Origin of the sequence: Castellaniella daejeonensis (assembly GCF_039523555.1) — a bacterium.
Classification (GTDB): Bacteria; Pseudomonadota; Gammaproteobacteria; order Burkholderiales; family Burkholderiaceae_B; genus Castellaniella; species Castellaniella daejeonensis.
On the sequence record NZ_BAAAFN010000013.1, the window covers coordinates 23,841 to 49,992 of the forward strand.

Annotated in this window: 30 protein-coding genes; 28 read left to right on the forward strand and 2 right to left on the reverse strand. The window is 61.1% G+C overall.

Annotated features, from left to right (window positions below):
- The first annotated feature begins 89 nt into the window (after positions 1–89).
- The 6 genes from ABD022_RS08835 (at position 90) to ABD022_RS08860 (ending at position 4,871) form a co-directional block, all read left to right on the forward strand.
- Positions 90–842 (forward strand): outer membrane protein, encoded by a 753-nt coding sequence (locus tag ABD022_RS08835; protein ID WP_343820973.1) that lies wholly within the window; start codon positions 90–92, stop codon positions 840–842.
- Positions 843–1,440: 598 nt separating this feature from the next.
- Positions 1,441–2,277 carry a type IV toxin-antitoxin system AbiEi family antitoxin domain-containing protein gene (locus ABD022_RS08840; protein ID WP_343820975.1) on the forward strand — a complete coding sequence of 279 codons (837 nt, stop codon included), beginning with the start codon at positions 1,441–1,443 and terminating at the stop codon, positions 2,275–2,277.
- Positions 2,277–3,107 (forward strand): nucleotidyl transferase AbiEii/AbiGii toxin family protein, encoded by an 831-nt coding sequence (locus ABD022_RS08845; RefSeq protein WP_343820977.1) that lies wholly within the window; start codon positions 2,277–2,279, stop codon positions 3,105–3,107. The genes ABD022_RS08840 and ABD022_RS08845 overlap by 1 nt, the downstream gene beginning before the upstream one ends.
- Positions 3,108–3,170: 63 nt before the next feature.
- The gene (locus ABD022_RS08850) at positions 3,171–3,464 is read left to right on the forward strand and encodes a plasmid mobilization protein (protein WP_343820979.1); all 294 of its coding nucleotides are present in this window, start codon (positions 3,171–3,173) and stop codon (positions 3,462–3,464) included.
- Between the two features lie 63 nt (positions 3,465–3,527).
- Complete coding sequence (locus ABD022_RS08855) at positions 3,528–4,205, forward strand: TrbM/KikA/MpfK family conjugal transfer protein (RefSeq protein ID WP_343820981.1); 678 nt, start codon at positions 3,528–3,530, stop codon at positions 4,203–4,205.
- Positions 4,206–4,217: 12 nt separating this feature from the next.
- Positions 4,218–4,871, forward strand: a complete 654-nt coding sequence (locus ABD022_RS08860) for a lytic transglycosylase domain-containing protein (RefSeq protein ID WP_343820982.1) — start codon at positions 4,218–4,220, stop codon at positions 4,869–4,871.
- A 17-nt stretch (positions 4,872–4,888) separates the two neighbouring features.
- Here the strand turns inward: ABD022_RS08860 and ABD022_RS08865 are convergent, their stop codons facing one another.
- Positions 4,889–5,266 carry a hypothetical protein gene (locus ABD022_RS08865; RefSeq protein WP_343820984.1) on the reverse strand — a complete coding sequence of 126 codons (378 nt, stop codon included), beginning with the start codon at positions 5,264–5,266 and terminating at the stop codon, positions 4,889–4,891.
- On the opposite strand from ABD022_RS08865, the gene ABD022_RS08870 reads away from it, so the two are divergent.
- The 22 genes from ABD022_RS08870 to ABD022_RS08975 all read left to right on the forward strand — a co-directional run bounded on the left by ABD022_RS08870 (position 5,265) and on the right by ABD022_RS08975 (position 25,044).
- Complete coding sequence (locus ABD022_RS08870) at positions 5,265–5,585, forward strand: TrbC/VirB2 family protein (protein WP_343820986.1); 321 nt, start codon at positions 5,265–5,267, stop codon at positions 5,583–5,585. The genes ABD022_RS08865 and ABD022_RS08870 overlap by 2 nt on opposite strands.
- 3 nt (positions 5,586–5,588) lie before the next feature.
- Positions 5,589–5,993, forward strand: coding sequence for a VirB3 family type IV secretion system protein (locus ABD022_RS08875; protein WP_343820987.1), 405 nt, complete (start codon positions 5,589–5,591; stop codon positions 5,991–5,993).
- Complete coding sequence (locus ABD022_RS08880) at positions 5,990–8,419, forward strand: VirB4 family type IV secretion/conjugal transfer ATPase (protein WP_343820988.1); 2,430 nt, start codon at positions 5,990–5,992, stop codon at positions 8,417–8,419. The genes ABD022_RS08875 and ABD022_RS08880 overlap by 4 nt, the downstream gene beginning before the upstream one ends.
- 110 nt (positions 8,420–8,529) lie before the next feature.
- Positions 8,530–9,099 (forward strand): hypothetical protein, encoded by a 570-nt coding sequence (locus ABD022_RS08885; protein ID WP_343820989.1) that lies wholly within the window; start codon positions 8,530–8,532, stop codon positions 9,097–9,099.
- Positions 9,100–9,289: 190 nt separating this feature from the next.
- Positions 9,290–9,664: a hypothetical protein gene (locus ABD022_RS08890; protein ID WP_343820991.1), complete on the forward strand. Its 375-nt coding sequence runs from the start codon at positions 9,290–9,292 to the stop codon at positions 9,662–9,664.
- A gap of 79 nt (positions 9,665–9,743) precedes the next feature.
- Entirely contained in the window at positions 9,744–10,448 is a 705-nt protein-coding gene (locus tag ABD022_RS08895; protein ID WP_343820993.1) for a TrbJ/VirB5 family protein, read from the forward strand.
- A 72-nt stretch (positions 10,449–10,520) separates the two neighbouring features.
- On the forward strand, positions 10,521–11,411 hold the full coding sequence (locus ABD022_RS08900; RefSeq protein ID WP_343820994.1) for a TrbL/VirB6 family protein: 891 nt from the start codon (positions 10,521–10,523) through the stop codon (positions 11,409–11,411).
- A gap of 105 nt (positions 11,412–11,516) precedes the next feature.
- Complete coding sequence (locus tag ABD022_RS08905) at positions 11,517–11,654, forward strand: conjugal transfer protein (RefSeq protein WP_343820996.1); 138 nt, start codon at positions 11,517–11,519, stop codon at positions 11,652–11,654.
- A 3-nt stretch (positions 11,655–11,657) separates the two neighbouring features.
- Positions 11,658–12,344 (forward strand): VirB8 family type IV secretion system protein, encoded by a 687-nt coding sequence (locus ABD022_RS08910; RefSeq protein WP_343820997.1) that lies wholly within the window; start codon positions 11,658–11,660, stop codon positions 12,342–12,344.
- 27 nt (positions 12,345–12,371) lie between these two features.
- Complete coding sequence (locus ABD022_RS08915; RefSeq protein WP_343820998.1) at positions 12,372–13,283, forward strand: TrbG/VirB9 family P-type conjugative transfer protein; 912 nt, start codon at positions 12,372–12,374, stop codon at positions 13,281–13,283.
- Positions 13,280–14,437 (forward strand): type IV secretion system protein VirB10, encoded by a 1,158-nt coding sequence (gene virB10 / locus ABD022_RS08920; protein WP_343821000.1) that lies wholly within the window; start codon positions 13,280–13,282, stop codon positions 14,435–14,437. Before ABD022_RS08915 ends, virB10 begins: the two co-directional genes overlap by 4 nt.
- Entirely contained in the window at positions 14,415–15,434 is a 1,020-nt protein-coding gene (virB11, locus tag ABD022_RS08925) for a P-type DNA transfer ATPase VirB11 (protein WP_343821002.1), read from the forward strand. The genes virB10 and virB11 overlap by 23 nt, the downstream gene beginning before the upstream one ends.
- A gap of 123 nt (positions 15,435–15,557) precedes the next feature.
- Positions 15,558–16,475 (forward strand): TrfA, encoded by a 918-nt coding sequence (locus ABD022_RS08930; protein WP_343821003.1) that lies wholly within the window; start codon positions 15,558–15,560, stop codon positions 16,473–16,475.
- Between the two features lie 458 nt (positions 16,476–16,933).
- Positions 16,934–17,404, forward strand: a complete 471-nt coding sequence (locus ABD022_RS08935) for a hypothetical protein (RefSeq protein WP_343821004.1) — start codon at positions 16,934–16,936, stop codon at positions 17,402–17,404.
- A gap of 50 nt (positions 17,405–17,454) precedes the next feature.
- Entirely contained in the window at positions 17,455–17,958 is a 504-nt protein-coding gene (locus ABD022_RS08940) for a hypothetical protein (RefSeq protein WP_343821006.1), read from the forward strand.
- A complete protein-coding gene (stbB, locus tag ABD022_RS08945) occupies positions 17,955–18,674 on the forward strand; it encodes a StbB family protein (RefSeq protein WP_343821007.1) in 720 nt (239 codons plus the stop codon). The genes ABD022_RS08940 and stbB overlap by 4 nt, the downstream gene beginning before the upstream one ends.
- Before the next feature lie 4 nt (positions 18,675–18,678).
- Positions 18,679–19,107, forward strand: coding sequence for a hypothetical protein (locus ABD022_RS08950; RefSeq protein WP_343821009.1), 429 nt, complete (start codon positions 18,679–18,681; stop codon positions 19,105–19,107).
- A 94-nt stretch (positions 19,108–19,201) separates the two neighbouring features.
- Positions 19,202–20,722, forward strand: a complete 1,521-nt coding sequence (locus tag ABD022_RS08955; RefSeq protein ID WP_343821010.1) for a type IV secretion system DNA-binding domain-containing protein — start codon at positions 19,202–19,204, stop codon at positions 20,720–20,722.
- A 19-nt stretch (positions 20,723–20,741) separates the two neighbouring features.
- Positions 20,742–21,257, forward strand: coding sequence for a hypothetical protein (locus ABD022_RS08960; protein WP_343821012.1), 516 nt, complete (start codon positions 20,742–20,744; stop codon positions 21,255–21,257).
- A 208-nt stretch (positions 21,258–21,465) separates the two neighbouring features.
- Positions 21,466–24,375, forward strand: a complete 2,910-nt coding sequence (mobF, locus tag ABD022_RS08965; protein ID WP_343821014.1) for a MobF family relaxase — start codon at positions 21,466–21,468, stop codon at positions 24,373–24,375.
- 62 nt (positions 24,376–24,437) lie between these two features.
- A complete protein-coding gene (locus ABD022_RS08970; protein ID WP_343821015.1) occupies positions 24,438–24,770 on the forward strand; it encodes a type II toxin-antitoxin system RelE/ParE family toxin in 333 nt (110 codons plus the stop codon).
- Positions 24,757–25,044, forward strand: coding sequence for a helix-turn-helix domain-containing protein (locus ABD022_RS08975; protein WP_343821016.1), 288 nt, complete (start codon positions 24,757–24,759; stop codon positions 25,042–25,044). Before ABD022_RS08970 ends, ABD022_RS08975 begins: the two co-directional genes overlap by 14 nt.
- A 627-nt stretch (positions 25,045–25,671) precedes the next feature.
- Here ABD022_RS08975 and ssb read toward each other — a convergent pair.
- On the reverse strand, positions 25,672–26,151 hold the full coding sequence (gene ssb / locus ABD022_RS08980) for a single-stranded DNA-binding protein (protein WP_343821017.1): 480 nt from the start codon (positions 26,149–26,151) through the stop codon (positions 25,672–25,674).
- Position 26,152 lies beyond the last annotated feature (1 nt).

Genomic DNA, 26,152 nt, shown 5'->3' on the forward strand with positions numbered 1-26,152 from the left:
TTGTCAAAAAAGGAAAACCGGCAATTTGAAGCTTAAAAATTGTGATATCTGTATATGGTGTATCTCCAGAATATCAATAAGGGAGCCATATGAAGACAAACACAATGACGGGGGCATTCATACTGGCCGGCATCGGCTTTTTCACTACCGCAAATGCTGCCCCGGCCGCAACAGAAGAACAGCCGCCGTTCGATTGGTCTGGCGCCTACGCCGGCATCCATATCGGGTATGGGTGGGGCGATTCGGATTTTACCGACAGCGAATACAACGGCGCACCTCCCTATCCCACGGTCGGATGGGGAGTCGATTCGGATGGGCTGATCACCGGAATCAACGCCGGCTACAACTGGCAACGTGACCACATGATTTTCGGCCTGGAAGGCGAAATCGGCCGCCTGAATCTCAGCGGCAGCGCAGCACAACCGGGAACAGATCCATACGGCATCCCCTACGATGCTTCCGGCACAGTCGACAAAGGCTGGTATGGTGGCCTCAGCGCCCGTCTGGGGTATGCATGGGACCGCACCCTGCTCTATGCCAAGGCCGGGGTCCTCTATTCAAATGCAAGATCGGGATTCAAGGATACCTGTACCGCAGGCCCATGCGGCAACTCGACGGCAAGTGCGTCCAAACGGATCGGCTGGGGCTACCAGCTGGGCGCGGGCGTAGAGCATGCAATGACCAAGCGCTGGACCATCAAGGCCGAATACGCCTACCTGGACTTCGGCACCACCACGATCAGTGGAAACATAATCGGCGGCGCCTTCGGCGGAAAACCGTACGATATTCGTTCCGACCTGTCGATGCACACGGTGAAGATCGGTTTGAATTACCAGTTCTGATCCTCTCTTTGCAGAATTCACCAGTAGAAATGCGAAATGGGGGGATTACTGTCCCAGCCAGTCCCTGCCAGACTGAAAGCAAAAAAAGCCCGCAATGACGCGGGCTTGGGTGTGTCTGGTGCCTGATCCTGCCGGTGGCTGCCGGACGCGGGATTATTCCCACTCAATGGTTGTTTGCTGGTGAATGACATTGATTTCATTGGCTAATTTTCTGCCAGGCTTCGCCAATACCATCAAAAATACCCTTCTGGGATGCCCGCTCAGAAATACCGGAGCCTGCATGGCGATGCCGGGGACTTCATGGCTGGAAACTGGATTTTCCTAGACCTGTCGAAAGTTTTCTCTGAGACGCTGATTTCGCGCCTTCAATACCACCGGTTTCTGCTGAAAGGCCCGTCTCCTGCGGGCTTGGGCCCTACGCTGCTCTGTTACCAGACGACATCAACTCACTCAAGGATAACGCATGACCAGGATGCACAATACCCCGAATAAGATTTATGTTCTCTAGTCAAAACACACCTTATAAGGAATTGTTATGCACGAAAAATATAATTTATGTTATTGTCTATGCGCGTAGTGTCTCCTATAGAGATATGAATTGAACAAAGAAAGTAATTTTCACATCAAGACGCTTGGCCCGCGTGCTGCGCAGCTGCTCGTTGAACTGAACGAACAGCGCCGGTCTACGTTCAACGTCGCCGATGTCGCCTCCATCACTGGCCTGTCGCCCTCAGCCGCCCGCAATCTGGTGCACAAGGCCCAGCAAAGAGGCCTGGTAACGCGGTTGAAGCCCGGGCTGTACAACCTCGTGCCTTTTGAGCTCGGCCGCGCCACAGAGCACGTCGATAGCCCGTACATCATCGCCAGAGAACTCGCTGGTACGGCGCCCTACTTCCTGTCGCACGGCACGGCATTCGAACTGCACCGCATGGTGACCCAACCCAACTTCACCATCTACGCTTCCAGCACCCGACGGGTCCGACCGCAGACCGTCGGTGGCTATGACTTCCGGTTTGTCCTCATCACGGATAAACAGGAATTCGGAGTCATGAAGCACTGGATCGACAAACAGCGCTTCGTCATGATCAGCGACATGGAACGAACCATCATCGATGGCCTCAGACACCCAGCATACGTTGGTGGTATCACCGAGGTCGCCAAAGGCCTGTGGATGAAGCGAGACACGCTGAATATCCGGCGACTGATGGATTACGCCCAACGTCTCGGTGTTGGTGCCGTCATCCGCCGTCTGGGTTACTTGCTGGAACATTACGAACTGGCTGATGCGGCAACGCTGGAGCCTTTGCTCTCCCAACTGACCGCCTCTTACCTGCGCCTCGACCCCTTGCTTCCAGCGGAGGGGCCCTACTTATCCCGCTGGAAGCTCCAGCTCAATGTGCCCGCCGAAGAACTGGACAGCATAAGGTTTACTTGATGATCCCACAACGCAACATCTCAATGATCTCGAACGCGCTGGTCACCGCTGGCGGCCGCCGCATTCCGGAATCTGTCATCGAACGCGACTACGTGCTGGCCTGGTTCCTGACTGGATTGGCAAATCACCCGCTGCGCGACGTGCTGGCATTCAAGGGAGGAACAGCTTTGCGCCGCTGCTGGTTCGAGGATTACCGTTTTTCTGAAGACCTGGATTTCACGCTGATCAACCCGATCTCGCTCGAAGACATACTGGCCGGATTTGATGAAATTTTTGCGGCCATCGACGCTGAAGCTGGCCTGCGCATCGCATTTGATCGTTCAGACCGCCACAGCCACCAAAACAGTCATACCTTTTACCTGCGTTATCAGGGCCCGCTGCCTGCCGAAAACGACGTGAAGGTCGATGTCACCATTCGCGAGGTTCTGTGCTTTCCGCTGCAAGACCGCCCGGTTCATCGGACCTACGACGGCTTTGACGACCTGCCAGCGGGGCCGACCGTGAAGGTGTACGCCATCGAGGAAATCGTCATAGAGAAACTTCTCGCCCTGAGTGATCGGGCGCGCAACGAACCCCGCGATCTGTACGACCTATGGTATCTGCTCGATTCGGCTGACCTGCGAATTGCGGAAATGCTGCCCGAACTCGAAGCGAAGCTGGAACTGCGTCAACGTGTCCTCACGGGCATGGAGCAAGCAATCGCGAAAAAGGAAGACCGTCTGCGGCGGCTATGGTCTCAGCGGCTCGCGCACCAAATGAATCATATACCGCCCTTCGACGATGTCTTCCGAGAAGTATTGCGCGCGATTCGTGCCGCCGACCTGCCATAGGCGGGGCGACGGGCTCCCCGTGCCTGCACGAGCAATCTGTCACTTTCTTTGCAGGAAACTCCTATGAATGAACTCCTCTCCGAGGTCATCCGCATCCGGGTGACCCCGTCCCATGCTGCGCGTCTGGGCGAGGCAGCCGCCCTGTCCGGGCTGTCGCTGTCCAACTATGTCCGTCGCTGCCTGGTGGCTGACGACACATTGCAGGAAGAACTGACACTGCTGCGCCAGATCGTGGCCGACCTGGGCCAGCTGCGCGATACCCGCCTGGCGGCGGTCGAGACGGTTCACCTGGTTCGCGCCATGGCCAAGCCTGAACAGATCGATCTGGCACGACAGAACCTGCAGCGCTCGCGCTGACCCATCCCCGGCCCGATCGCGGCCATCTGCTTTTCTCTTTCCCCTTCCCCGGAGACACCTCCCATGCAAACCCTTCCCGCCTTGCGGGCTGGGGCGCTGGCGTTCGCCTGCGCTCTGGCTCCTGTCGCCCACGCTGCCGACGCTACCGATCTGCTGACCGGGATCCCGCGTCTGGCCTGCGAAGCCACGTTGTGCTTGTCCTCCAGCCTGCGGCCTAGTGAATGCAGCCCATCGCTTGAGCACTATTTCGGCATCAAGCGCTTCAATCGCCACGGCCTGGACTGGGGTGCCACCGTTGCTGCCCGTCGGTCCTTTCTGAGCCAGTGCCCGGCCGCAGCCGATCCTGGCATGCCGAAGCGAGTGGAGGCTATCTCGCACGGTGCGGGCAAATGTGATGCCGACTATCTGAACCGCAGCTATGCCGACACCGCCTACAAATGGCGCAAACGCGGCTATCGCTACGATGCGGTGACCGGCAATCGGGAGCCCATCTACGAAGTTCAGGCGCTGTCTACGGTGACGCTGACCCAGCTGCCGACCTGGTGCGTGGCCTACAACGATCACGACTGGACCTATGAGCTGTCCGTGCGCTATGTGGGCCGGCCCACGATGGGCGGTCGCTGGGTCAAGGCCCAGGACTACGAGGCCGCCCAGGCCCGCTGGGATGCCGATCACGGTGGCCAATGGGCCCAGGGCTGGAACTTCTCGCTGTCTGACCCCAGGCAGCGTGCGGGTCTCTGAGCGGAGGGCCCCATGCTTGCCAACCTGGCCGCCCTGGCCCTGGCCTGTGCCCCCAACATCCACCAAGTGACGCTCGATGCGCTGATCCGTCACGAGTCTGGTGCACGACAGTACGCCATTGGCGTCAACCGCAAGGGCAAGGCCCTGCCCCAACAGCCGCATGATCTGGAAACTGCCAGCCAGGCCGCTGAACGCCTGATCGCCCAGGGCATCGACTTCGATGCGGGGCTGGGCCAGATCAATGTGCGCAACTGGGACTGGCTGGGGCTCACCAGCACCACGGTCTTCGATCCTTGCAGGAATCTGGCAGCTGTCCAGACGGTGCTGTCCGATTGCTATGCCAGGGCACTCAATAGTCATCGGGATCAGCAACAAGCCCTGCGGGCGGCGCTGTCCTGCTACAACACGGGCAACTTTCGCCGAGGTTTTGCCAATGGCTATGTGGGCAAGGTGCTGGCACAGGCCGGGATCCAGGTGCCGGCGCTGAAACCCGTGAAAGCTCAGGAACAAATCCCTGATACTGGTACATCAGTTCCAGAGGATATGGCAGATCCTGCCCATACATCAGAGACCAGGTCCCAAGGCGCTCCAGACGGCTTCGCTGCAAATCCCGCTCCAGACGGATTCTCCAGTAAAGCCACACCTTCCGCTCACCCAAGCCCATAGGATTGGATTGGCTCGTTTCACCGATCTTCCGAGCCTACAGGGATTCTATAAAAAGCGAAGCGCCCACGTTTCTCCTGTACCAATTGGCCATCGTTTACCAAGAGGCCAATGACGGACCAAGTCAGGTAATTCTTCTGTTTGCCTTGAAAATCACTTTCCAGATGAAGATCACGGGCAATTTCGCTATTACCAATCCCATCGGGATGAGCAGCCACATGTTCAAGGATAGATTCTTTGAGCAGCTCAAGCCCTTCAGCAGCCTTATCAATCGTCACCATCAATTCCCATCCCCATAAGCATTTCACATTGAACCCGTGAACTGTATCAAAAGACGGTCCCCGACAAACCAATATTTCCCCAACGCACCGCAGCGCCTGGGGCAGGAGCCATGCCATGCCGATACTGCAATGCATCAAGAACAAGACACTTCAAGGACGATTCGCCCGCACCGTGGCGACACTGTGCATACTGGCCGGGGCCCATCAAGAGGCATTCGCTCAGTCCATGGGCGGCCTCTCGCGAGCCCAGACGACGCTGCAGACGCTCAAGAACAATCTGGATGTGATTCTGCCGATTGCCGCCGTCATCATTGGCGTCATCATCTTCGTACTGTATTCCGCCGAAGTCATGCGCAAGGACGACGCCATCCGCTGGGGCATCGGCGTACTGCTGGCAGGTTCCGCTGCGGAACTGGTCGTGCTGCTCTGGAAGTAAGCCATGGCCACACACACCAACGGCACTCAGTCTCGCCACCAGGACGCCACCGCCCAGACACCCGCTACCCACCAGAATCCCAACACCTACCCCGTGTTCAAGGGCCTGGGGCGCAAGGCTACTTTCATGGGCATCCCCACGACATTGCTGCTCGGGGCCTTTGTCTGCGTGGCGGTCATCGCCATGACGGCGGGCCTCGCCTGGTGGGGGCTGCTCTTCGTGGTCATGCCCACCCTGGCCATTGCCACCCGCGACGACGACAAGGCGCTCGATGTCCTGTGGCTGGAGATCAAGACCCGGCGCATGAACCGCAACCAGCGATTCTGGCGCGGATCCAGCTACGCCACCCAGGGCTATCACCGGCATCGCCCCTGGCACAGCCTTATTCACCGAAGGAATCACCCATGACAGCAGCCGCAGCTCTCGCCGTCGATGAACGGCTGGTTTCCCGCTACCTGCCCTATTCCCACCATGTCACAGATCGGATCATCGCGTGTGATAACCATGAATATCTGGCAGTCATCAAAGTGGCCGGACGGGCACCGGATGCGTACGCCCAAGCGGAACTGAAAGACTGGATCGAAGCCCTGCACAACGTGCTGCGCGGCCTGCCCATGGGATCGCTGGGCCTTTATTCGCACATCATCCGCAGGCGCGTGACGGAATACCCGGACAGCACCTTTGCGCAGCCCTTTGCCACCCGGTTCGACGCGGCCTATCGGGCGACGTTCAACACCTCGGGCCTCATGGTGAACGACCTGTACCTGACCGTGCTAATTCACCCGGTTGAAGACCCGGTCCTTGGCACCTTCGCCAGCCTGGAGAAGGCCAACGGGCAGCGGCTGGCGCACTGGCAGGCCGAGTCCATCGAGCGGTTGACCAGCACCCTGCGGGCACTCACGGCCGGCCTGTACCGCTACGATCCACAGATCCTCGGCATCGTAGACCGCAGCGGCCTGGCCTTCAGTGAAACCGCTGAATTCCTGGGCTTCCTGCTCTCAGGTACCCACCGGCCCGTGGCAATCAGCCGGGAGCGCCTGCGCGAGACCCTGCCCCATGCTCGGCCGATTTTCGGGCGGCACGGGGAGCTGGGCGAACTGCGCACCGTGGTCGGATCCCGGATCTTTGGCATGATGGAACTGCGCGACTACCCGGAAACCACCAAACCCGGCCATCTGGATCGGCTGCTGGGCCTACCCCATGAATTCGTGCTGACCCAGTCCTGGGGCAGCCACACGGGGGCTGCCGCCAAGAAACTCGTGAAAAAGCATCACAAGCTGTTGGTCGACTCGGGCGACGATTCGGCGAGCCAAGTGGCCCAGCTCGCGGATGTGATGGATGACCTGACCTCAGCCCGTCTGGGGCTGGGCGACCACCACGCCACGATCCTCCTCTACGGCGACACGGCCGAAGGCGTGCGCCAGGCGCTGGCTCAAACGGCCACGGCCCTGGCCGAAAATGCGGTAGGCTTTCGGCCGCTGGATCGAGCCCTGGAAGCGGGATTCTGGGCGCAGCTGCCGGGCAACTGGCACTGGCGGCCCCGACCGGTGCCGGTCACATCGCTCAATTTCCTGTGCTTTTCCAGCCTGCACAATCAGCTGACCGGCAAGCCTGCAGGCAACCCCTGGGGGCCGGCGGTCACCATGCTGAAAACTCAAACGGGATCACCCCTTTTCTTCAATTTTCATGCCTCTACCGAAGACCTGGATGAAACCGGCAAGCGGCGACCCGGCAACACCATGATCATCGGCATGACCGGCACCGGCAAAACCGTGCTGCAGGGGATGCTGCTGACTCAGGCGCAAAAGTTTGGCGCAACCTGCGTGGTCTGGGACAAGGATCAGGGCATGCAGGTGCTCATCATGGCGCTGGGCGGGCGCTACTTCAACATCCGCCTGGGTGAAGCGACCGGCTGGAACCCGTTTCAGATGGAGCCCACCAAGGGCAATGTCGCCTTCATGGTGCGCCTGGTGGTGTACCTGGCCGAACGTCGGGGCGAAGCGGTGAGCACCCGTCAGCGGGCCGACATCACCCAGGCCGTGCAGCAGCTGGTGACGCTCATCGACCGGCCTGCACGCACGCTTTCAACCCTGAACACCTTGCTGCCCAACCCCTACAGCGAAGACGAGTCGCACAGCACCATCCATGCGCGGCTGGCCCCCTGGTGCCAGGGCGGGGAATACGGCTGGGTGTTCGACAATCCCGGTGATCACCTGGATCTGGAGACCACGAGCGGCAAGCCTGCGATCTTTGGCTTTGATCTGACCGAATTGCTGGATGATGATGATGTGCGCGGGGCCGCCACCCTGTATCTGAAGCATCGGATCGACGCTCTGCACGACGGTCGACGCATTATCAATCTGTACGACGAGTGCCAGCATCCCCTGAAGGACGCGCACTTTCAGGAATCCATGCAGGACGCGAGCCGCACGATTCGCAAAAAGAACGGCGTGCTCGCCTTTGCCACCCAGGAACCGGGGGCCATCACCGAAAACCCGGTAGGGCCGTCCCTGGTGCAGCAGACCGCGACGCTCATCCTCTTGCCCAACCCCAAGGCCCGCGCCCGCGACTACATCGAAGGCTTTGGCCTGACGCCTGCGGAATTCGAACTGCTACGCGGCCTGGGCGAAGCCAGCCGCAAGTTCCTCGTGAAGCAAGGGGCGAGCGTCACCGTGGCACAGCTGGATCTGTCTGGCTGCGAAGACGAGCTACTGGTCTTCTCCGGCAGCCCCGACATGGCCGAGATTGCGGAAGCTGCCGTGACCCAGGCCGGTCCGGATCCCGCTGCCTGGCTGCCGGTGTACCTGGCTGCTGTCCGGCAGGCGCATCGGTAAACAGCCCAGCCACCAACGCCGCAGCAGGCTGCTTCACAAAGCCTGCCAGATCATTTTCGTGACGCCACGAAGATGATCAACCCATGGGCCACTCACAAGGAAACCACACCATGAAGCATGAACCCCATGCTCAGGACCGGCTGCGCGCGGACGAATCTCGCCGCCAGGATCTGGAGCAGTCGAAACAAAATCACCACCCGGCACAGGATCACCAGCACGCCCCCGCCTTTTATGACCGCCTGGGCCTGACTGGCCCTGAATCGGAACCCGATCCTCCCAAAGAACGCTTCCTGATTTCGATCTATGGCGAACGCTGGACACCTGAAGACCGAGAGGCAGGCCAATTCAGCGAAGGCACGGCTGAAATCGAACGCGAAGCCGTCGATGCCGACGAACTGCAGCGCATTGGCCAAGACTACGGCCTGGACCTGCCGTCGGCCTCCGATCCCCGCCACACGCCCTATCTCTGGTTTTCGTCCAGCACTCCGCGCGAGGATCAGGAGTATTTCGGGCAAGGTGTACACAAGTATTACAGCCTGCATATCCACGAAGTGAACGGCCATCGGCCAGAACCGGCCGACATCCAGCGGATTGCTGATCTCATTGGTGTGCGCTTCGATCACCCTCTGCAGCTGCAGGCACCGACGCATGAACAGGAGGGCCCCGACCTATGCCTGTGACTCCTGCAAACCTCGACCGGCCACCCACCGCCGACGAAGCCATGGGCATGGCCTGGTGGAACATCCTGAAACCGACAGAGCGCGCGACCTGGCTTACAAAAGCTGGGCCCGCCTGCAGCGTGGCCGATGCCTGGGCCGCCTTCAAGCGGCACCAGGCGAACCCTACCAACCCATCACCACAGGACACCCCATGAATCGACGACATTTCATTGCCGCCACCGGCGCCACCCTGCTGACTATCCTGGCCGGATGCAAGACGGAACCGGATGGGGAGAAGTTCATCGGATATTGGAAGTCGGACAAAGGCAATCACCCTGCACTTATTCACATCACACGCAACGGCGACAGCTTTCTCTTCAAAGAGACGGCATGGAGCATCGTCGGAAACGTGGGATACCGAACCCGAACGGTTCCTGCTGTCATCAAAGACTCTGAAAACGTATTGGTCGTAGCCGACACGCTTCACCTGGCCTACGACGAAAAGGAAGACGCCATCGTGTCGGGCCGCACCAAGGCCCACCGCATTACCGAAGCGCAATACCAAAGCGTCATCAACAAGAGCTGACCCGCTCGGGCAGCCTCACTTCACGCATCCCACAGGCCGATGCCCGTCGGCCACCTGTAATCATTCCAGGAGTATTCCCATGACACGCTGCAAGCTGCTTGCGGCGGGCATCGCCCTGTCCGCTGCTTTTATGACCCCTGCCCACGCCAGTGGCATCCCCACTATCGATGCCGCCACCATCGCCCAGCTGCAGGAACAGCTGCTCACTGCTCGGGACCAGCTGAAGAACCTGACCGAACAGCTGGCCACCGCCAAAAGCCAGTTGGCTGCCTTCACCCAGTCCAGCGGCTATGGCAACGTCGTGGGCAATCCCGACATCCGTAACCAGCTGCGTGCAGCTCTGCCCGCCAGTGCGCAGGATCTGCTGGACCGGTCTGGCGGATCCAGCCTGGATGGGGACGTGAACCGCATCACCGATCAGGTGATGGGCCCAGTAAATTTTCAGGAAGATCGCCAGGCCCTGTCCAAACGGGCGCTGAACATCGAGGCCACGTCCAAGGCCATGAGCGAAAGGGCCTACGACTCCATGACCCGACGCCTGGCCAATGTGGACGCCCTGCAGGACAAGATCAACCAGACCACCAACCCCAAGGAAATCGCGGAGCTCCAAGCACGCATCCAGATCGAACAGGCCAATATCCAGGCCGAACAGGCCCGGATCCAGCTTGCCTCCCAGCAGCTGGAAGCCGAACGCAATCTGCTGCAGGCTCGTGCTGAACACGTCTACGGTGGTTGGTTCGGAAATGCCAACAAGGCTGGTGATACCACTGGCGCAACTGAGTAAGGCAGCATCATGTCTGGCCTGACTCCCCCTATCAGCCCACCCACAGCACCCAGCGAAATCGCGCAATGGGTCATGACCCAGACCGAGAATGTCCTGAGTGATGCGGTCAACAGTCCCATACAAGCTTTGTTCGAGGCCTTGATGCCGGTCATCGTCGTGGGCCTCACGCTGCAGTTCGTGGTCTACGCTTTCGCCCTGATGCACGGCCAGGGCGGCATGACCGTCACGGAGTTCTTTCGCAAAGCCATCCTGGTGGTCATCATTTCCTTGTTCTTCGGCGCCGGTGGGCTGTACCAGAACGACATTGCCAAAGCCATGATCGCCCTGCCAGACGACATGACCGAGCTCGCGATGGGCACAGGCAATGTGGCCCAGGAAGTAGACAAACTCCAGAACGAAAGCAGCAAGACCTCGAACATCATGCTGGGTGCCGATGAAGATGGAGCAGTACTGGGATTTCTTCCTTCCACATGGAAGATTCTTGTCAGCATTCTGGCCACCCTGGTACGCATCAACGCCGCAGTCCTGGGCAGCATCGTGATGGTCATCATTGTGGTCTGCAAGGTGGGCATGGCGCTCGTCGTGGCTGCAGGGCCCATCTTCATTGCGGCGACCTTGTTCGAGCCCACCAAGCCGCTTTTCAACAGCTGGGTCTCACAGGCCCTGAACTTCGTGTTCCTGGCCTTACTGGCAGGCCTCATCTTTGGCCTGATGCTGCAAATGAACATCCAGCTGATCCGCATGATTGCAAGCCAGATCAATGCCGGTGATCAGGACATCCTGTCGCTCTTTGGGGCCCAAATGCTGGTCGGCATCGCCAGCCTGGTCGTCATGATCATGCTGCCCGGCCTGGCTTCAGGGCTGTCCAATGGCTTCGGCGCCCGCCTGGGTATCGGTGCAGCCGCCCACGGTGCCTTCTCGGTGCTACGCCTGCGCAGCATGTTGCGTCCCCGCGCCAAGTAATCCATCTGCCGACCCTCTGGCCTTCTCAGACCCAGCAGTCGGCATTCCCCTTCTCTCATCTGCCTGCCCGACACGCTCGTCCGGCAGGCCAGGAGCCCGTTTCCCATGAAATCCCTCATCGCCGCCCTGGCACTCACAGGGCTGCTGGCTGGCTGCGCCTTTCACGCGCCCCAGCCCCCGCAGCCCGCCGATTCTCACCGCGTGCCGGTGAACGCCACGCCACCCTCGTTTGACGGAGCCTGAGCCATGGCCGACACCCTCAAATCCGAAGACATCGCCGCCTACCTGGAGCGCTCCCGAGGCCTAGAGCGCGACCATCTGGGCGAACTGGTGACCAGTCGCAAACGGGCCTGGCAGGTGGCACTCGCCGCGGGCATCCTGGCCTTGGTGGCCGTCGGCGCGGTGCTGGGCCTCACGCCCCTGAAGCAGCCGCCGGAAATGTATGTGGTGCGCGTGGACGACGCCACGGGCAGCATCGAGCATGTCAGCCGTCTGGGCCAGCCGCTAGAGGACTACGGCCAGCGCATCGCCAAGTATTTCCTGAACAGCTATGTGCTGAACTGCGAAGGCTACAGCTGGCAGACCATTCAGGAGCAGTTCGACACCTGCGCCCTGCTGTCTTCGCCACCCATCCAGACGGCCTACGGCAAACGCTTTGAAGGCCCCGAGGCCGTCACCACCCGCCTGCGCACCCAGGGCACAGTGGATGTGCAGGTGCATTCCATCACCCTAGGAGCCAACCAGGCCGCCATCGTGCGCTTTTCCAAGACCGAACGCGACGTGACTACCGGCGAGGCGACCAAGGTGCGGCACCTCATTGCCACCATGGCCTACCAGTATGCCGATGTGCCGCTGACTGAAGCCGTGGCCCGACGCAATCCCCTGGGCTTTCAGGTGACACGCTATGACCTGGCGGCCGATCTCTCGCGTTGATGTCGAACCGCATCAGAAGGAAATCCCATGTTTGACCACCTCCCCAGCCGCCAGGCACTGGCCCTGATGCTGAGCCTGGCGATTGCAGGGCCTGCCCTAGCCCTGGAAACTCCCAGATCCTCGCGCCTGGATCATCGCGTGCGCTATGTGAACTACAACGCCGCCGACGTGATCCAGCTGGACGCCGTGATCGGTGTGGCCACCCACATCGTGCTGGCCCCAGACGAACGCTACGTCTATCACGTCTTCGGTGACAGCCAGGCCTATGCCTTCACGTACAAGGACAATCACCTGTTCTTCAAGCCCACGGCCGAGGATGCCAACACCAACCTGATCGTGGTGACCAACCAGCGCGATTACAGTTTTCGGCTGTCTTACAGCGACAGCCGCAGCGCCCCGGCCCTCTACAAGCTGGTCATCCGGTACCCAGAGGCTGAAGCCCGCAAGCGCGACCAGGCTGCCCAGCAAGCCGCCATTGAGCGATCCCTGCAGGCGACCCCCACTCGCGTGAATTGGCTGGCCTATACCCGAAACGGCGACACGGCGATTGCCCCAGTCCATGCCTGGGACGATGGCCGCCAGACCTGGCTGCAGTTTGCGCCTGGTGCCGATATCCCGGCGGTCTATCGGGTCACACCCGACGGCCAGGAAGTCATCACCAATTTTCACATGGCTGACGACCGCACCCTGGTGCTGCACCGGACATCCGCCCTGTGGCATCTGCGCCTGGGCGATCTGGTGCTCGCCATCCACAACGAGACCTATGGCGCAACGCCGCCACCAGCACATACCGGGACGGCATCGCCGACGGTCAAGCGGCGGATCAAGGGCCAATCTTCACAGGCCCCGCAAGGGCGACCAGCCAGCAGCCAGCCCTCGGGCATGCCCGTGCCCTCTTTCCGGGTTCGAGAAGTGAGCCCAGCAAGGAATACCCCATGAATCATGAACCATACGGCGGGCCGCTAAGCGATTCGGCCACCACCCCTGATAAAGCAGGCCAACCGGACAATCCTGGCCGCGATCACCCGAAGCTGGAGCGTGAGCCCCTGGACCTGGGCAACACCGGCCGCAGCGCCCCGCGCGGTGCCCGGGCCTTTCTGTGGCTCACCATCCTCGTGGCTCTCGCCGTGGCCGCAGGCGTGCTGCTCAAAGCCTGGGGGCGCGACACCGAGAAGACCAGCGCCACGGGCCTGGAAGCTGACCAGAGCGGCATCACCAACCGCCTGACGGCTCCAAAGGTCGAACGCCCGGCCCCAGCAATCAAGCCAGAAGCACCGCCTCCACCCACAGAACCAAGCCGCTCCTACTATGTCCCCCCGCCCATGCCTGCCGCACCACCGCCCGTGGATGAAGTGGCTCAACGCAGGCTCGCGAGCCCCCTGAATGCCGGTGCCGCCGATGGAGGCTCCGCAGCCAGCCACCCCGCTGATCCTGGCGGGCCACTGGCCGACGCCGGGCCGCTTGCCGACAAGCTACGGCCCCTGGAACTCGCACCATCGGTCGCGGGCCAACTGGGTGACCGCAATTTCCTGCTCACCCAGGGCACCATGATCGACTGCACGCTGCAGACCAAATTGGTCAGCACCCAGGCGGGGCTATTGACCTGCCTGGCGACCCACGACGTGATGAGCACCAACGGCAAAGTGAAGCTGATCGACGCCGGGACCAAGTTCACGGGCTATCAGTCCGGCGGCATCGTGCAGGGCCAGGCCCGCGCCTTTGTCACCTGGAACCGGCTGGAGACGCCCGCTGGTGTGATCGTCAATCTTGGGTCACCGGGCACCGACCCCTTGGGCGAAGCGGGCGTAGATGGTCACATCGATAATCATTTCTGGCAGCGCTTTGGCAACGCCATCCTGCTGTCGCTGGTCGGAGACTTCGGCAGCTGGGCAGCCAACCAAGGGCAGTCTGGCAGCAACAACATCCGTTTCGACAACACCCGCGAAGGCGGTCAGGAAGTTGTCGCCAAGATCCTGGAAAAGTCGCTCGACATCCCTCCCACCCTTTACAAGAACCAGGGCACGCGCATCGGCATCATGGTGGCGCGAGACCTGGACTTCAGCCAAGTCTATGACCTTGAACCCATCCCCTGAGCCGCTGCCCTTTGACCGGGCGATTGCGGTCAAGACCTTTCTGCGGCCACTGGCCGCCCACCTGGCCGATCCTGCCGTCACCGAGATCGCCATCGTGCGGGCGGGCGAACTCTACACCCGGGTCCGTGGGGCCTGGCAGCTGCATGACTGCAAGATGCTGACCTACCCGCATCTGGAGGCCCTGGCCACGGCTCTCGCGGCCTACAACCACATGGCCAAGGGCCCCATCCTGTCGGTACTGCTGCCGGGTGGCGAACGCGGCCAGATCGTGCAGCCCCCGGCCTGCCTGGACGGGACGATGGCCATCAATATCCGCAAGCACACCCAGACGGCCTTTACGCTGGATGAACTGCAGGCCCAGGGGGCATTCGATGCCGTCGCAGACATCGCTGCGCAACGCGAAGCGTGTGGCCTGTCTGCGACGGACCAGCAGCTCATGGCGCTCAAATCCGCAGGCGACATCCCCGCCTTTCTGCATGCGGCCATCCAGGCGCGCAAGAACCTGGTCGTAGCCGGTGCCACGGGGTCGGGCAAGACCACCTTTGCCCGATCCCTGATTGACCGAGTACCCGTCGATGAACGGCTCATCACCATCGAGGACGTGCACGAGCTCATCCTGCCCCGCCACCGCAACTGCATCCATCTCATGTATGGCGGCACGCGAGGCCGTGTGTCGGCCACCGACAGCCTGGCCGCCTGCATGCGCCTGTCCCCGGACCGGATCTTCCTGGCCGAGCTGCGCGGGCCCGAGACCTGGGATTACCTGGCGGCCTTGAACACTGGGCATCCGGGGTCGGTCACGACCACCCATGCGAATGGTGCCGTCGATACATTCGACCGGCTGGCCGTGCTCATCAAGCAATCGCCCTCGGGCGGCAATCTGGATCTGGCCACCATTCAGGCATTCCTGCGCCAGACCGTGGACATCGTGCTGTATTTCGAGCGCTTTCAGCTCAAGGAACTGTGGTTCGAGCCGCAACGGCACGGGCCTGAGTAAGCAGCCCGTCCCTTTCATTATCCACGGCCACGCAGCCCCGTCTGCTGGCTCTATCCCCCTGTACCCGTGTGAGGCGCTGCACACGACCAGGCAGGCCTTATGCGGGCCTGTCTGGAGTATTTCATGACCACATCCACACGCCTGCCCTTTCACAACGACAGCAACCTGCTGCGCCTGTCGGCTGCCATGCAACGCGCCCAGCAAAAGGCCCAGCACGCCCTTGCCGCCGCCGCTGAAAAGGAGGCCCATACCCCGGCCCCCTTCATCGTGCCCGGCATCAATGAGACGGCCCGCGCCATTCCCAACTACATCGCCCGCAGCGCCATCTTCGCGCCCGTGCGCCGGGGCTGGCGAGCGATGCACGATGACACCGTCTTTCTGCAGGGCACGAACATTCTGCTCAAGGGCTCGGGCAAGCAGTTGACCGAGGATCACGCCGATATCTGGATGCACGCCATGTACCTGCAGACCACCGCCTTGCTGGGTGAGGCCCCCACCATCAACCGTGCAGACTTTCTGCGCGGCATGGGCAGACCCACTGGGGGCAGTCAGTACGACTGGCTGCACGAGGGCATGAAGGATCTGGCGCGTTTTACCCTATGCATCGAGGCACGGCGCAAGAACGGCACGGTCAAGTACAGCTACGGCAACCCCCCATCGGCCCGCGTACTGGCCATGATCGGTGGCTTCGATTACGACGAACGCAGCGGCAGCTACACGATCTATGCCGATCCCCGCTGGGCGCAGATCTTCAGCAATCGGGAATACGCCCTGGTGGACTGGCCCAAGCGTCTGCAGATGCGCCACGACCTGTCCAAAAGCCTGCAGCGCCTGATCGGCACATCGGCCGATACGCAGCAAAAGTACAGCCTGGAGATCCTGAAGGAACGCGCCCAGTACACCGGCCGCCTGCGGGATTTTCGGGTGACGCTGGAGCGCAGCCTGGCCGAACTGGAGGCCCTGGAAGTGATCGCGGAACCCCGTATCGAGGCCGCCACCCGAGGCCACGAACAAGCAGTCTGGACCCGTCTGGATCGCTGAAAATCCATCGTCATAACATCGCGCCTATCAATTCAGACGGCGCCAAACAGGTCAAAAATTGATCAATGAATGACCAATTTTTGTTTGTGGATAAGTGTCTTTGAGCATCGGCATAAGATCGCGCCTGCATCGGCATAACATCGCGGCTTATCGGCATAGCATCGCGCTTTATCGGCATAACATCGCGCTCAGTTTTTGGAAACCCGCATGGATAGGGGCTTTCCAGCCATCTAAACGCCTTCTACCTTTCTTCTACCTTATTTCTACCAGCAAGGCCTGTGGATAAGTCCATCTACCATCCAGCCTGATCGCCTCATCCCCAGACCATCTCAGCCTGCCACGCAGCGCAGCCGCTTGGCGGCTGCATTGGTCAGCAACGGACCAACACCCGCCCTTTCGGGCAAGCCCTCTTTCCCTCCATCGTCATCGCCCTGAACCCGCAGGGCCAAGGAGTTCTCATGTCCCAGAACCCACACGCAAATCTCGACACCCGGATGCTCGCCATCGCCCATCGGGCCGCCCGTGAAGGCATCGGAGCCCTCAGCCTAGGCGAAGCGCTGACCGCCGCCCTGGTGCTGGATCGCAGTGACTGGCTGCAGGAACGCGGCTACAGCATCGCTGACGCCCTGGATCGTATCGGCAGCGACTGGGCCGCCCGCATCCCGACAGTTGCCCGGCAATTCCAGATGGAGCTGGCCCAGGCCCGGCTGCGCTTCTCGTTCGAGATCGTGCCGCGTGAAGGCGACGGCGAAGGCTACCTGCTGCGCCTGCTCGATCACAACCAGGAAGTCGGCTGCGGGCATTTCCCCGCCCGTGGCCAGTCCGTGCGCTTTGCCGATGATCAATGCGCCTATGACGAAGCCCACGCCGCAGGCCTGGCCTGGCTGGACGGCAAGCAAGCCACCGTGCTGCCCGCCCTGCATCACTGAGGCCAGTCATGGCACCCCACCCACCGCTTTGAAAATCACAAGGAGCTTCCATGAACTCTGCCGCCAACGTGGCTGAGCTAAAGCGCCTGCTGAGCCAGACTGACGAACGCGCCAGCCTGGCCGCCCGGCTACGTCCCTTGATGCCCTATCTCCAGACCTGCGTGGACACTGGCCTGCCCTACGCCGCTTTGCTCGATGACCTGGCCCTGGCAGGCCTGCCAATCAAGCCACGACTGCTGGAGCGCTCGCTGTATCGCTGGCGCAAGACCAGACGCTCACCGGGCAATCAGCCCGAGAAAAGCCCAGCCTATCCAGCCGATGAGCCAGACCAGCCCAGTAACGCTGCCGCTGAAATCCACACAGCTGCGGATCAAGCCATCCAGGGTCGCCCGCGACGCATCGAAACCCCTGGCGATCTGCGCCAGATCCGTGACATGCACATCGACCTGGAAGCCTTACGCCTTGAAGGCGAAGCCCTGCGCAAAGCACAGCAGCGAAAAGAGCGCACCCGTCACCCGTCATCCCCCTCTTCGTCCCAGGAGTCATCCTCATGAAAGTCGCCATCCTCAACTACAGCGGTTCCGTCGGCAAAACTGTCACCGCATCCCATCTGCTCGCCCCGCGCATGAATGGGGCCCAGATCTTCGCCATCGAAACCACCAACGAAACCGCAGGCGATCTCGGGCTGGACATCGACCAGCTGCGCGGCGAGCAATTCGGCAAGCTGTTTCGGGATTTGCTCACGCTGGACGATGCCATCGTGGACGTGGGCGCCAGCAACATCGAAGATTTTCTGACGGCCATGAACCGCTACGAAGGCGCCTATGAGGAGCTGGACTACTTCGTGCTGCCGGTGATCAACACCGGCAAGGCCCAGCGCGAAACCATCAAGACCGTGATGGCGCTTTCAGGCCTCGGAGTCGCCGCCGACCGCATCCGCGTGCTATTCAACCGGGTGGAAACTACCGTCGAAGATGAATTCATGCCCATCACGACTTACGCCCTGAAGAACGGCGCATTCGTGGCCAACCCCAAGGCCGCCGTCTTCGAAAACGAAGTCTTCGAGCTGCTGGCCGATGGGCGCACCACCATTGCAGAGGTCCTGGCCGATCAGACCGACTACCGGGCATTACTGCGCAGCACCGATCCCGGCGACCGTCAACGGATCGCCCACCTGAGCAACCGCCACGCACTTCGGGCCCTGGCCAAGCCCGTGGACCGGCAGCTGAATCGCGCCTTCACCGCGCTTTTCGCGGCTGCTCAGGAATAAGCCCATGGCCGACGAACGCAACCCGGCGCGTACCAAACTGGATTTCCTGTACCGCGAGGTGCTGGGTGAAGTCGCCGGCCTCGTGGATCGGCTCGAAACCGTCAGCACAAACCTGGATACCGCCCAACAGCAGATCCAGACCGTGGCCGACACCCAGCAGGTCCTGCCCCAGCAACTGGCCCGACAGCTCACGGCCACCCTGGATGCCACCGCCAAGCCCATTCACCAACAGCACCAGCAGGCCATCCAGGCCATGCTGGATGCGACCAACACCCGGCTGGATCGCCTGGCCCAGGAGGCAGCCCAGTGTGCACGCATCACGCACCGAGCCGCCCGGCGCATGACACTCATCGCCGTAGTCATTGGCGGTGCCTCTGGTGTGCTGGGCGGGTTGCTCGCAGGTTTGGCGCTGGGCCAGTGGCTGATCCCCTGATTCTACGAAGGCTCCCATGTCTACCTTGATTTCCCCCATCACCCGGCGGCGCATTGCCGCCTTTTCCCTGGCGCTCTTTCCTATGGGGGCCTGGATGACCGCTGCCACCTACGGCAGCGGCATCGCCTGGCGTGACTGGAATCGCCAGATGGCCTGGCATTTCGTGAAGCTCACCCCAGGCTATCCCCTGCTCTACGGGGCACTGGGCGTAGGCCTGACTCTGGCCCTGGCCTTGATTCTCTTTGTTGGCCGCACCGCGAAAACCGAAGGTTTCGAAGGGGCCGCCTACAAGCGTTTCGTGCGCGGCACCCGCATGACCACGGCCAAACACCTGGCAAAGCTCTGCACTGAACCTGGCAAACAGCAGATCGACGTGGCAGGCATCCCCATGCCCACCGCGAATGAAAACCTGCATCTTCTGGTGAGTGGTGCCACAGGGTCCGGGAAATCGGTGCTGCTGCGCAATATGGCAGCATCCGTGCTGGCACGATCCCGCACGCATCGGCACCATCTGCCTGGCCAACCGCCCATGCGCAACGACCGTATGATCGTCATCGATCCCAATGGCGATCTGCTCAGCAAATTCTGGCAACCCGGCGATGTGATCCTGAACCCCTATGACGCCAGAACCCAGGGCTGGTCCTTCTTCAACGAAGTCCGTGCCGACTACGACTGGAAACGCCTCGCACACTCCCTGGTGCCCATGAGCCAGGACAAGAACGCCGAGGAATGGAACGACTTCGGACGGCTGCTGCTGCGCGAAACCGCGAAGAAGCTGTACCAGCTGCAAGGCACCGAGGCCAGCATCATGGATCTGTTTCGTCTCTGCACCATCGAGGATCCGAAGGTGCTCAAACAGTTCCTGGACGGCACCCTGGCTGAATCCCTGTTCGTCGGCTCCAGCGAAGCCAGCAAGGCGCTGTCGTCCGCCAGATTCGTGCTCTCCAACAAGCTGTCCGAGCACACCAGCATGAAGCCTGGCCCCTTCTCCATCCGTGACTGGCTGGACAGGCCGGGCGGCGGAAACCTGTACATCAACTGGCGCGAAGACATGATGAGCTCCATGCGGCCCCTGGTGTCGTCCTGGGCCGATGTCTTCATCACTTCGATTCTGTCCATGCCCGAAGGCACCGACAGGCGCTGGTGGCTTTTCATTGACGAACTGGCGAGCCTGGAGGCGCTGCCGTCACTGGAAGCGGGGCTCACCAAAGGCCGCAAAAATGGGCTGCGCATCGTGGCTGGCCTGCAGAGCACATCCCAGCTGGAACACCTGTACGGCAGGACGATGGCCACCACCATCCGGGCGAGTTTCCGCAACCTGGTCGTGTTGGGCGGATCCCGTACCGACCCGCAGACCGCCCGCGACATGAGCGAAAGCCTTGGCAAACACGAGGTCGAGCGGCCAAAATACAGCGTCAGCCGCAGCGTGGATCATCGGAACACGTCGGATAACATGGATCGGACGGTTGAGGACGTGGTGACGGCGGCGCAGATCCAGGCGCTGCCGGTGCTGGAGGGGTATGTGGCGTTGGCGGGGGATTTGCCGGTGGCCAGGGTGCAGATTCGATACCGGGGCTTTTCCGAAAAGACGACCGCATTCTTGGATAAACGCTAAAACCGAAGGAACATTGCTCATGTATGAACAGAGGACCGCAGAATTGCAAAGTTTCATAATGTCAATCAGCGATCCAAGGATCCGGCCATTCCTCGATCTGAAGAAGTTGTGTCAGTCAGGCATATACGACCTTGCTGTGAAAATGGCGACAGCGCATGCAGTCCAGCATGGAGATTTTTGCTATCTGCAAAAAATCCTGATCGTTTTAGATGGCAGTATTCATGTCAATGAATTTATTGCCTCACTTCGGCCAAAGCTGAACTTCATCATCATGGATGCAAAACCACGCTACTTCAAAAAAGCAACTCCCGAGCGAATTGCCGAGGTAAACAAACGCGCCCAGAAAAACCGAACAGCTACCACAGCAGTTGACTTGTCTAAGCCCATAACGAAGAGAGCAGCAAAAAACATGTTCAAGTCAACTTCAACAGCGCAACCCACAAGGCGTAGAGCGAAAGGGGAAAAGTCCAGTCATGACATCATGGATTCTCGGCTCATGCTCCCGGGCAGCTACGGAACCGGACGCAGAAAGTAGTTCGTCACGACGACAGGGACGATCTTCAGCAAAATCCATCAACTAAAAAATCCAAGCACAGGCTTGCACAAGAGTTCACTTCTAAACGTCCACAATTCCTGTGGAAAACCCTGTGTAATCCCCCTGCCCTTCCCTCCAACAGCCAGCACTGGCGCACCTTTTGCGCCCGCTGGTTGATCTTTTACCATCCCCACATCCTGGAACACCCATGATCTCGCACAGCCAGATCTATCGGGCCCGTGCGGCCCTCGCCACCCACTACTATGCCGACCAGGCCGACGATTACTACAGCCGCGATGGCAGCGCTGCAACCTGGCAGGGTGAAGGCGCCAGGCGCTTGGGCGCAGTCGGTGCCATCGATCCTGCCCGGTTCAAAGCCATGCTGCAGGGTGATTTTGGCCATGGCATCACGGCCAGTCAATCGGTGCGCAAGGACGCCAAGGCCCGCGCGGCGCTGGATCTGACTTTCGGCGCACCCAAAAGCATTACGCTGCAGGCCCTCATCGGCGGCGACGAGCGCCTGATCCAGGCGAACGATGATGCCTTGGCCACGGCCCTGGGCTATGTCGAACAGCACCTGGCCATGGGCCGCAGGAAGGAAAACGGCAAGTCGCGGGTGGAGCACACGGGCAACCTCATCATCGCCAAGTTCCGCCACGAAACGGCCCGGCCTACTGAAGACGCTGCACCGGACCCGCATCTGCACGTCCACGCGCTGCTGATGAATCTGACCCAGCGGGCCGATGGCCAGTGGGTGGCGCTATCCAACGAACAGATTTTCCAGCTGCTGCGGGTGACCGACTCCATCTACCAAGCGACGCTGGAGCGCAATGTCCGGGCGCTGGGCTATGCCGTGCGCCACGAGAAGAACCATATCGAGCTCGCGCACATCAGCCGGGAACAGATCGAATTCTTCAGCAAGCGCAGCGCGGGCATCACGGCGGAACTGGCTGCACGCGGCATCAGCCGCGACCAGGCCCCGCACGCCCTGCGCCAGGGCATCACCCTCACCCACCGACAGCAGAAGACACAGACTTACAGCCGGGCCGAGCTGCAGCAGGAATGGCAGACAGCGGCCCAAGCCATCGGCATGCGGTTTGACCAGGCAGGCCTGCAGACGGCCATCCAGCCACGGCAGAACACCAGGGACACCCGCAAGGCCTCCGATCTGGTCGCCCAGGCATCACTGGATTGGGCAATCCAGCACCTGGCTGAACGCGAGTCCGTCATGCCACTGGCCGATCTGCTGCAAAGCGCCGTGCGCCACGCGGGTGGTCATACGGATGTCACCGCCATCCAGTCAGCCATCCAGGCGCGTATACAGGCAGGGGCTCTGATCCAGGAAGCGCCACACTATCGCAGCACGCAAGACATGAAGGCCACACCCATGACCCGCGACGGTTGGGCGGCCGAAGTCGTGCGCCTGCGCGGAACCTTGCAGAATGCCGCCCTACAGCTCATCGATCAAGCCATCACCCAAGGACGGCTCCTGATGGAAAGCCCGCGCTACGCCACGCGCAAGGCCTATGAGGCGGAATCCCGGATCCTGGCGGCTGAAGCCAGCGGCCGTCGTGCCTGGCAGGCCCCCATCGCCAGCACCGTGGCCGAATCCGGGCTGGATAAGCGCCTGACCCCAGGCCAGCGCGAAGCCGTGATGCTGATTGCCAGCGACACCGACCAGATCAGCGGCATCCAGGGCCTGGCCGGAACCGGCAAGTCTTTCGCGCTGCAAAACGCCCAGACCATCCTGCAGCAGCATGGCCACAGCCTGGTGGCACTCGCCCCCTATGGCGGCATGGTCCGCAATCTGCGCAAGGACGGTGTGCCCGCCAATACTGTGGCCTCGATCCTGGCCGCCCGCGACAAGCGGCCCTTTACCAGCCAACTGGGCCCGCAGACCGTGGTGGTGATCGACGAGGCCGGGGTCGTGCCCGTGCGCCAGATGGACAGACTGCTGGCACTCATCCAGCCCACCGGCGCGAAGGTGGTGCTGCTGGGCGACACGGCCCAGACCAAGGCCATCGAGGCGGGCCGCGCCTTTGCCATGCTGCAGGAACACGGCATGAAGACCGTGCTCATGGGCGACATCCAGCGTCAGCGATCCGAACGGCTGCGCCAGGCGGTGCAACTGGCGGCCCATGGCCAGGCCAGCCGGTCCCTGCCCTTGCTGGATCGGGTGCTGACCATCCCGGATCAGTTCAGTGTCGATGGGCATGGTCAAAAGACCCGCGACAGTTCGGCCCGGTACGAAGCCATCGCCCAGGCCTATGTGGGGCTGCCCACCGATCAGCAGGCCAGCACGATTGTAGTGACCGGTACCAACGCCTCGCGCCAGGCGATCAATGCCCGCATCCACGCTCTGCGCGGCCTGGAAGGCAAGGGCCAGCGCTGCCAGCTGCTGGCCCGCCACGACACCACGCGGGCCGAACGCAGTGTCGCCCGGTACTACACCGTGGGCGATATCGTCGTGCCGGAACGTGATTACCAGTGCGGCCTGAAGCGCGGCGAACTGTACCGGGTGACCGGCATCCCACGCCATGACCGCATCACGGTGCAGGCCGTGAATCCTGGCGCATCAAAATCTGAGTCCATCGAGCTCATTCCACGCACCATGGGCAAGCTCTCGGTCTATCACCTGAACGAATCCGAACTGTCCGTGGGTGACCAGGTACGCATCACGCGCAACGATGCCCAGCATGACCTGGTCAACGGCCAGCTGGCGAAGGTCGTCGCCATCGAGGCCAGCGCCGTCACCATCGAAACTGGCGACAAAAGCATCACCCTGCCGACTGACCGGCCGCTGCACCTGGACTATGCCTACACCACCACGGCGCACAGCGCTCAGGGCCTGACCTGCGACCGGGTGCTGTACAACGCGGAAAGCTTCAGCCGCACCACGGCCCAGGATACCTACTATGTCAGCATCTCGCGCGAACGGCATGAGGTCGTGGTGTTCACGGATGATGCCGACAAGCTGCCGGAGCGGGTGGATCGGCTGGGGGTCAAGGGGCTGGCGCATGACCTGCTGCCCGTGACAAATAATGAACTGGCACCAAATCGAAATGCCCTCAGCCAGGCACAATCCCCGACAGAAGCCGAACTGGAAATTGAGCAGTAGCCCCCTGCGAGTGATCGCTGATCTCATTGACCAATTATTCACATATTTGTTAACATCAACTTATGTCATACACCATTCACTACTACAGTGAAGATGTGGAAGCCAAAGTGCTGGCACTCCCTAAAACCCTACTGGCCCGCTATTTCAACCTGACCGACCGCATGATCACAGCGGGCGCCAACCTCGGAGAGCCACATACCAAGGCTTTTGGTGGCGGTCTATTCGAATTGCGCCTGAAAGGGGCTGAAGGAATTGCCCGGGTGTTTTATTGCACACGCGTCGGTCGCCGTATTGTGATGCTTCACTGTTTCGTGAAGAAGACCGACAAAACACCTCCGGCAGAGCGCCGCATCGCCGAAGCACGATTGAAGGAGATTCAAAATGCGCACTCATGAAGAGCTCAAGGCCTTGGCCTTGTCAGATCCAGAAGTTCGTGCCGAATATGAACGTATCGAGCGCGAAGAAATGCCGATGCTGGATACCATCCTGAAAGCCCGGGGTGACGCGGGGCTCACCCAGGCACAAGTGGCCGAACGCATGGGTACCAAAGCCTCTGCTGTTGCTCGACTAGAAAACGCCCTGGTGACCGGAAAGCACTCCCCCTCGGTTGCGACACTCAAAAAATACGCCGCAGCACTGGGTAAAAAATTGGAAGTCCGTTTTCACTGAATCGTGTCGGCTTGGTGGAAACCCGCCTGTCTATCGGTGTGAATCAAGTGTTCAGACGGTGTCCAGCTGGTGTCGGCATGGTGTATCGCCGGTGTGTTTATGGTGTTTCCAGGCGGTACCGCTGGTGTATGAATGGTATCCACCACCACTCAGGCAGCCGTCTACGCGCCATTCGGCTACAAGCGTGGCCGCCCTTCCTCCCGCCAGATCAATGGCTTGCGCCATTCCAGTGCCCTATCTGTCCTACATCACCAAAACCGGCCAGATTCCAGCAAGCCGTTGATCCACGACGCCTTTACCCACCCCGCCAGGGGTGCGTCATGTGTGGGACGTTTAAGGCCACAAAGGAGCGGTAGCGAATTTGGGGACTGAACGGCCCAGCCTGACCGGAAACCGGGCAGGCAGCGTCACAGCACAGGGCCCCAGGCGAAGCCTGGGAACAGGGCCAGGCATCAGCACCAGGCAGGCCATAGGGTGCACAGACGGGCCCAGGATGGCCACCACCAGAAACAGCAGCCATAGCCCAAAAAAGCCACCAGCCCAGAATGCAACAAAGCCCGGACAAAGCCGGGCCAGGACGCCATGCAAAACCAGGCCGGAATCACCCGGCCAGGCTCATGCAGTCTCTCAAAACGGAATATCCGATTCCTCCAGCGCTGCGGATCCAGCCGCCGGGGCCGCAGCCGCAATCCGCCCACCTCGCCCCTTCGCCCTGCCTGCCACAGAACCGCCTGCGGCCGCTGCCTTCGCCTCTCCCGCCTGGCCGTTATCCCGTCCGTCCAGCATCTGCATCTGGTCGGCAATGATCTCGGTGCTGTAGCGGTCGGTGCCGCTCTCCTTGTCCTGCCATTTGCGGGTTTTGAGGCGCCCTTCCACAAACACGGTGCGGCCCTTCTTCAGGTATTCGCCAGCGATCTCCGCCAGGCGACCGTAAAACACCACGCGGTGCCATTCGGTTTCTTCGCGGCGCTCGCCGCTGGCCTTGTCGCGCCAGGTGCTGGTGGTGGCAATCGACACGTTGCAGACGGCTGCGCCGTCCGGGGTGTAACGGATGTCCGGATCCTTACCCAGGTTGCCAATGAGGGTCGCGCGGTTCAGTGATGCCATG

What these genes read in the sequence shown, in the direction of transcription:
- ABD022_RS08835 (WP_343820973.1), top strand. Translation starts at nt 90, where the DNA reads ATGAAGACAAACACAATGACGGGGGCATTCATACTGGCCGGCATCGGC.
- ABD022_RS08845 (WP_343820977.1), top strand. Translation starts at nt 2,277, where the DNA reads ATGATCCCACAACGCAACATCTCAATGATCTCGAACGCGCTGGTCACC.
- ABD022_RS08850 (WP_343820979.1), top strand. Translation starts at nt 3,171, where the DNA reads ATGAATGAACTCCTCTCCGAGGTCATCCGCATCCGGGTGACCCCGTCC.
- ABD022_RS08855 (WP_343820981.1), top strand. Translation starts at nt 3,528, where the DNA reads ATGCAAACCCTTCCCGCCTTGCGGGCTGGGGCGCTGGCGTTCGCCTGC.
- ABD022_RS08860 (WP_343820982.1), top strand. Translation starts at nt 4,218, where the DNA reads ATGCTTGCCAACCTGGCCGCCCTGGCCCTGGCCTGTGCCCCCAACATC.
- ABD022_RS08870 (WP_343820986.1), top strand. Translation starts at nt 5,265, where the DNA reads ATGCCGATACTGCAATGCATCAAGAACAAGACACTTCAAGGACGATTC.
- ABD022_RS08865 (WP_343820984.1), bottom strand. Translation starts at nt 5,266, where the DNA reads ATGGCATGGCTCCTGCCCCAGGCGCTGCGGTGCGTTGGGGAAATATTG.
- ABD022_RS08875 (WP_343820987.1), top strand. Translation starts at nt 5,589, where the DNA reads ATGGCCACACACACCAACGGCACTCAGTCTCGCCACCAGGACGCCACC.
- ABD022_RS08880 (WP_343820988.1), top strand. Translation starts at nt 5,990, where the DNA reads ATGACAGCAGCCGCAGCTCTCGCCGTCGATGAACGGCTGGTTTCCCGC.
- ABD022_RS08885 (WP_343820989.1), top strand. Translation starts at nt 8,530, where the DNA reads ATGAAGCATGAACCCCATGCTCAGGACCGGCTGCGCGCGGACGAATCT.
- ABD022_RS08890 (WP_343820991.1), top strand. Translation starts at nt 9,290, where the DNA reads ATGAATCGACGACATTTCATTGCCGCCACCGGCGCCACCCTGCTGACT.
- ABD022_RS08895 (WP_343820993.1), top strand. Translation starts at nt 9,744, where the DNA reads ATGACACGCTGCAAGCTGCTTGCGGCGGGCATCGCCCTGTCCGCTGCT.
- ABD022_RS08900 (WP_343820994.1), top strand. Translation starts at nt 10,521, where the DNA reads ATGACCCAGACCGAGAATGTCCTGAGTGATGCGGTCAACAGTCCCATA.
- ABD022_RS08905 (WP_343820996.1), top strand. Translation starts at nt 11,517, where the DNA reads ATGAAATCCCTCATCGCCGCCCTGGCACTCACAGGGCTGCTGGCTGGC.
- ABD022_RS08910 (WP_343820997.1), top strand. Translation starts at nt 11,658, where the DNA reads ATGGCCGACACCCTCAAATCCGAAGACATCGCCGCCTACCTGGAGCGC.
- ABD022_RS08915 (WP_343820998.1), top strand. Translation starts at nt 12,372, where the DNA reads ATGTTTGACCACCTCCCCAGCCGCCAGGCACTGGCCCTGATGCTGAGC.
- virB10 (WP_343821000.1), top strand. Translation starts at nt 13,280, where the DNA reads ATGAATCATGAACCATACGGCGGGCCGCTAAGCGATTCGGCCACCACC.
- virB11 (WP_343821002.1), top strand. Translation starts at nt 14,415, where the DNA reads ATGACCTTGAACCCATCCCCTGAGCCGCTGCCCTTTGACCGGGCGATT.
- ABD022_RS08930 (WP_343821003.1), top strand. Translation starts at nt 15,558, where the DNA reads ATGACCACATCCACACGCCTGCCCTTTCACAACGACAGCAACCTGCTG.
- ABD022_RS08935 (WP_343821004.1), top strand. Translation starts at nt 16,934, where the DNA reads ATGTCCCAGAACCCACACGCAAATCTCGACACCCGGATGCTCGCCATC.
- ABD022_RS08940 (WP_343821006.1), top strand. Translation starts at nt 17,455, where the DNA reads ATGAACTCTGCCGCCAACGTGGCTGAGCTAAAGCGCCTGCTGAGCCAG.
- stbB (WP_343821007.1), top strand. Translation starts at nt 17,955, where the DNA reads ATGAAAGTCGCCATCCTCAACTACAGCGGTTCCGTCGGCAAAACTGTC.
- ABD022_RS08950 (WP_343821009.1), top strand. Translation starts at nt 18,679, where the DNA reads ATGGCCGACGAACGCAACCCGGCGCGTACCAAACTGGATTTCCTGTAC.
- ABD022_RS08955 (WP_343821010.1), top strand. Translation starts at nt 19,202, where the DNA reads ATGACCGCTGCCACCTACGGCAGCGGCATCGCCTGGCGTGACTGGAAT.
- ABD022_RS08960 (WP_343821012.1), top strand. Translation starts at nt 20,742, where the DNA reads ATGTATGAACAGAGGACCGCAGAATTGCAAAGTTTCATAATGTCAATC.
- mobF (WP_343821014.1), top strand. Translation starts at nt 21,466, where the DNA reads ATGATCTCGCACAGCCAGATCTATCGGGCCCGTGCGGCCCTCGCCACC.
- ABD022_RS08970 (WP_343821015.1), top strand. Translation starts at nt 24,438, where the DNA reads ATGTCATACACCATTCACTACTACAGTGAAGATGTGGAAGCCAAAGTG.
- ABD022_RS08975 (WP_343821016.1), top strand. Translation starts at nt 24,757, where the DNA reads ATGCGCACTCATGAAGAGCTCAAGGCCTTGGCCTTGTCAGATCCAGAA.
- ssb (WP_343821017.1), bottom strand. Translation starts at nt 26,151, where the DNA reads ATGGCATCACTGAACCGCGCGACCCTCATTGGCAACCTGGGTAAGGAT.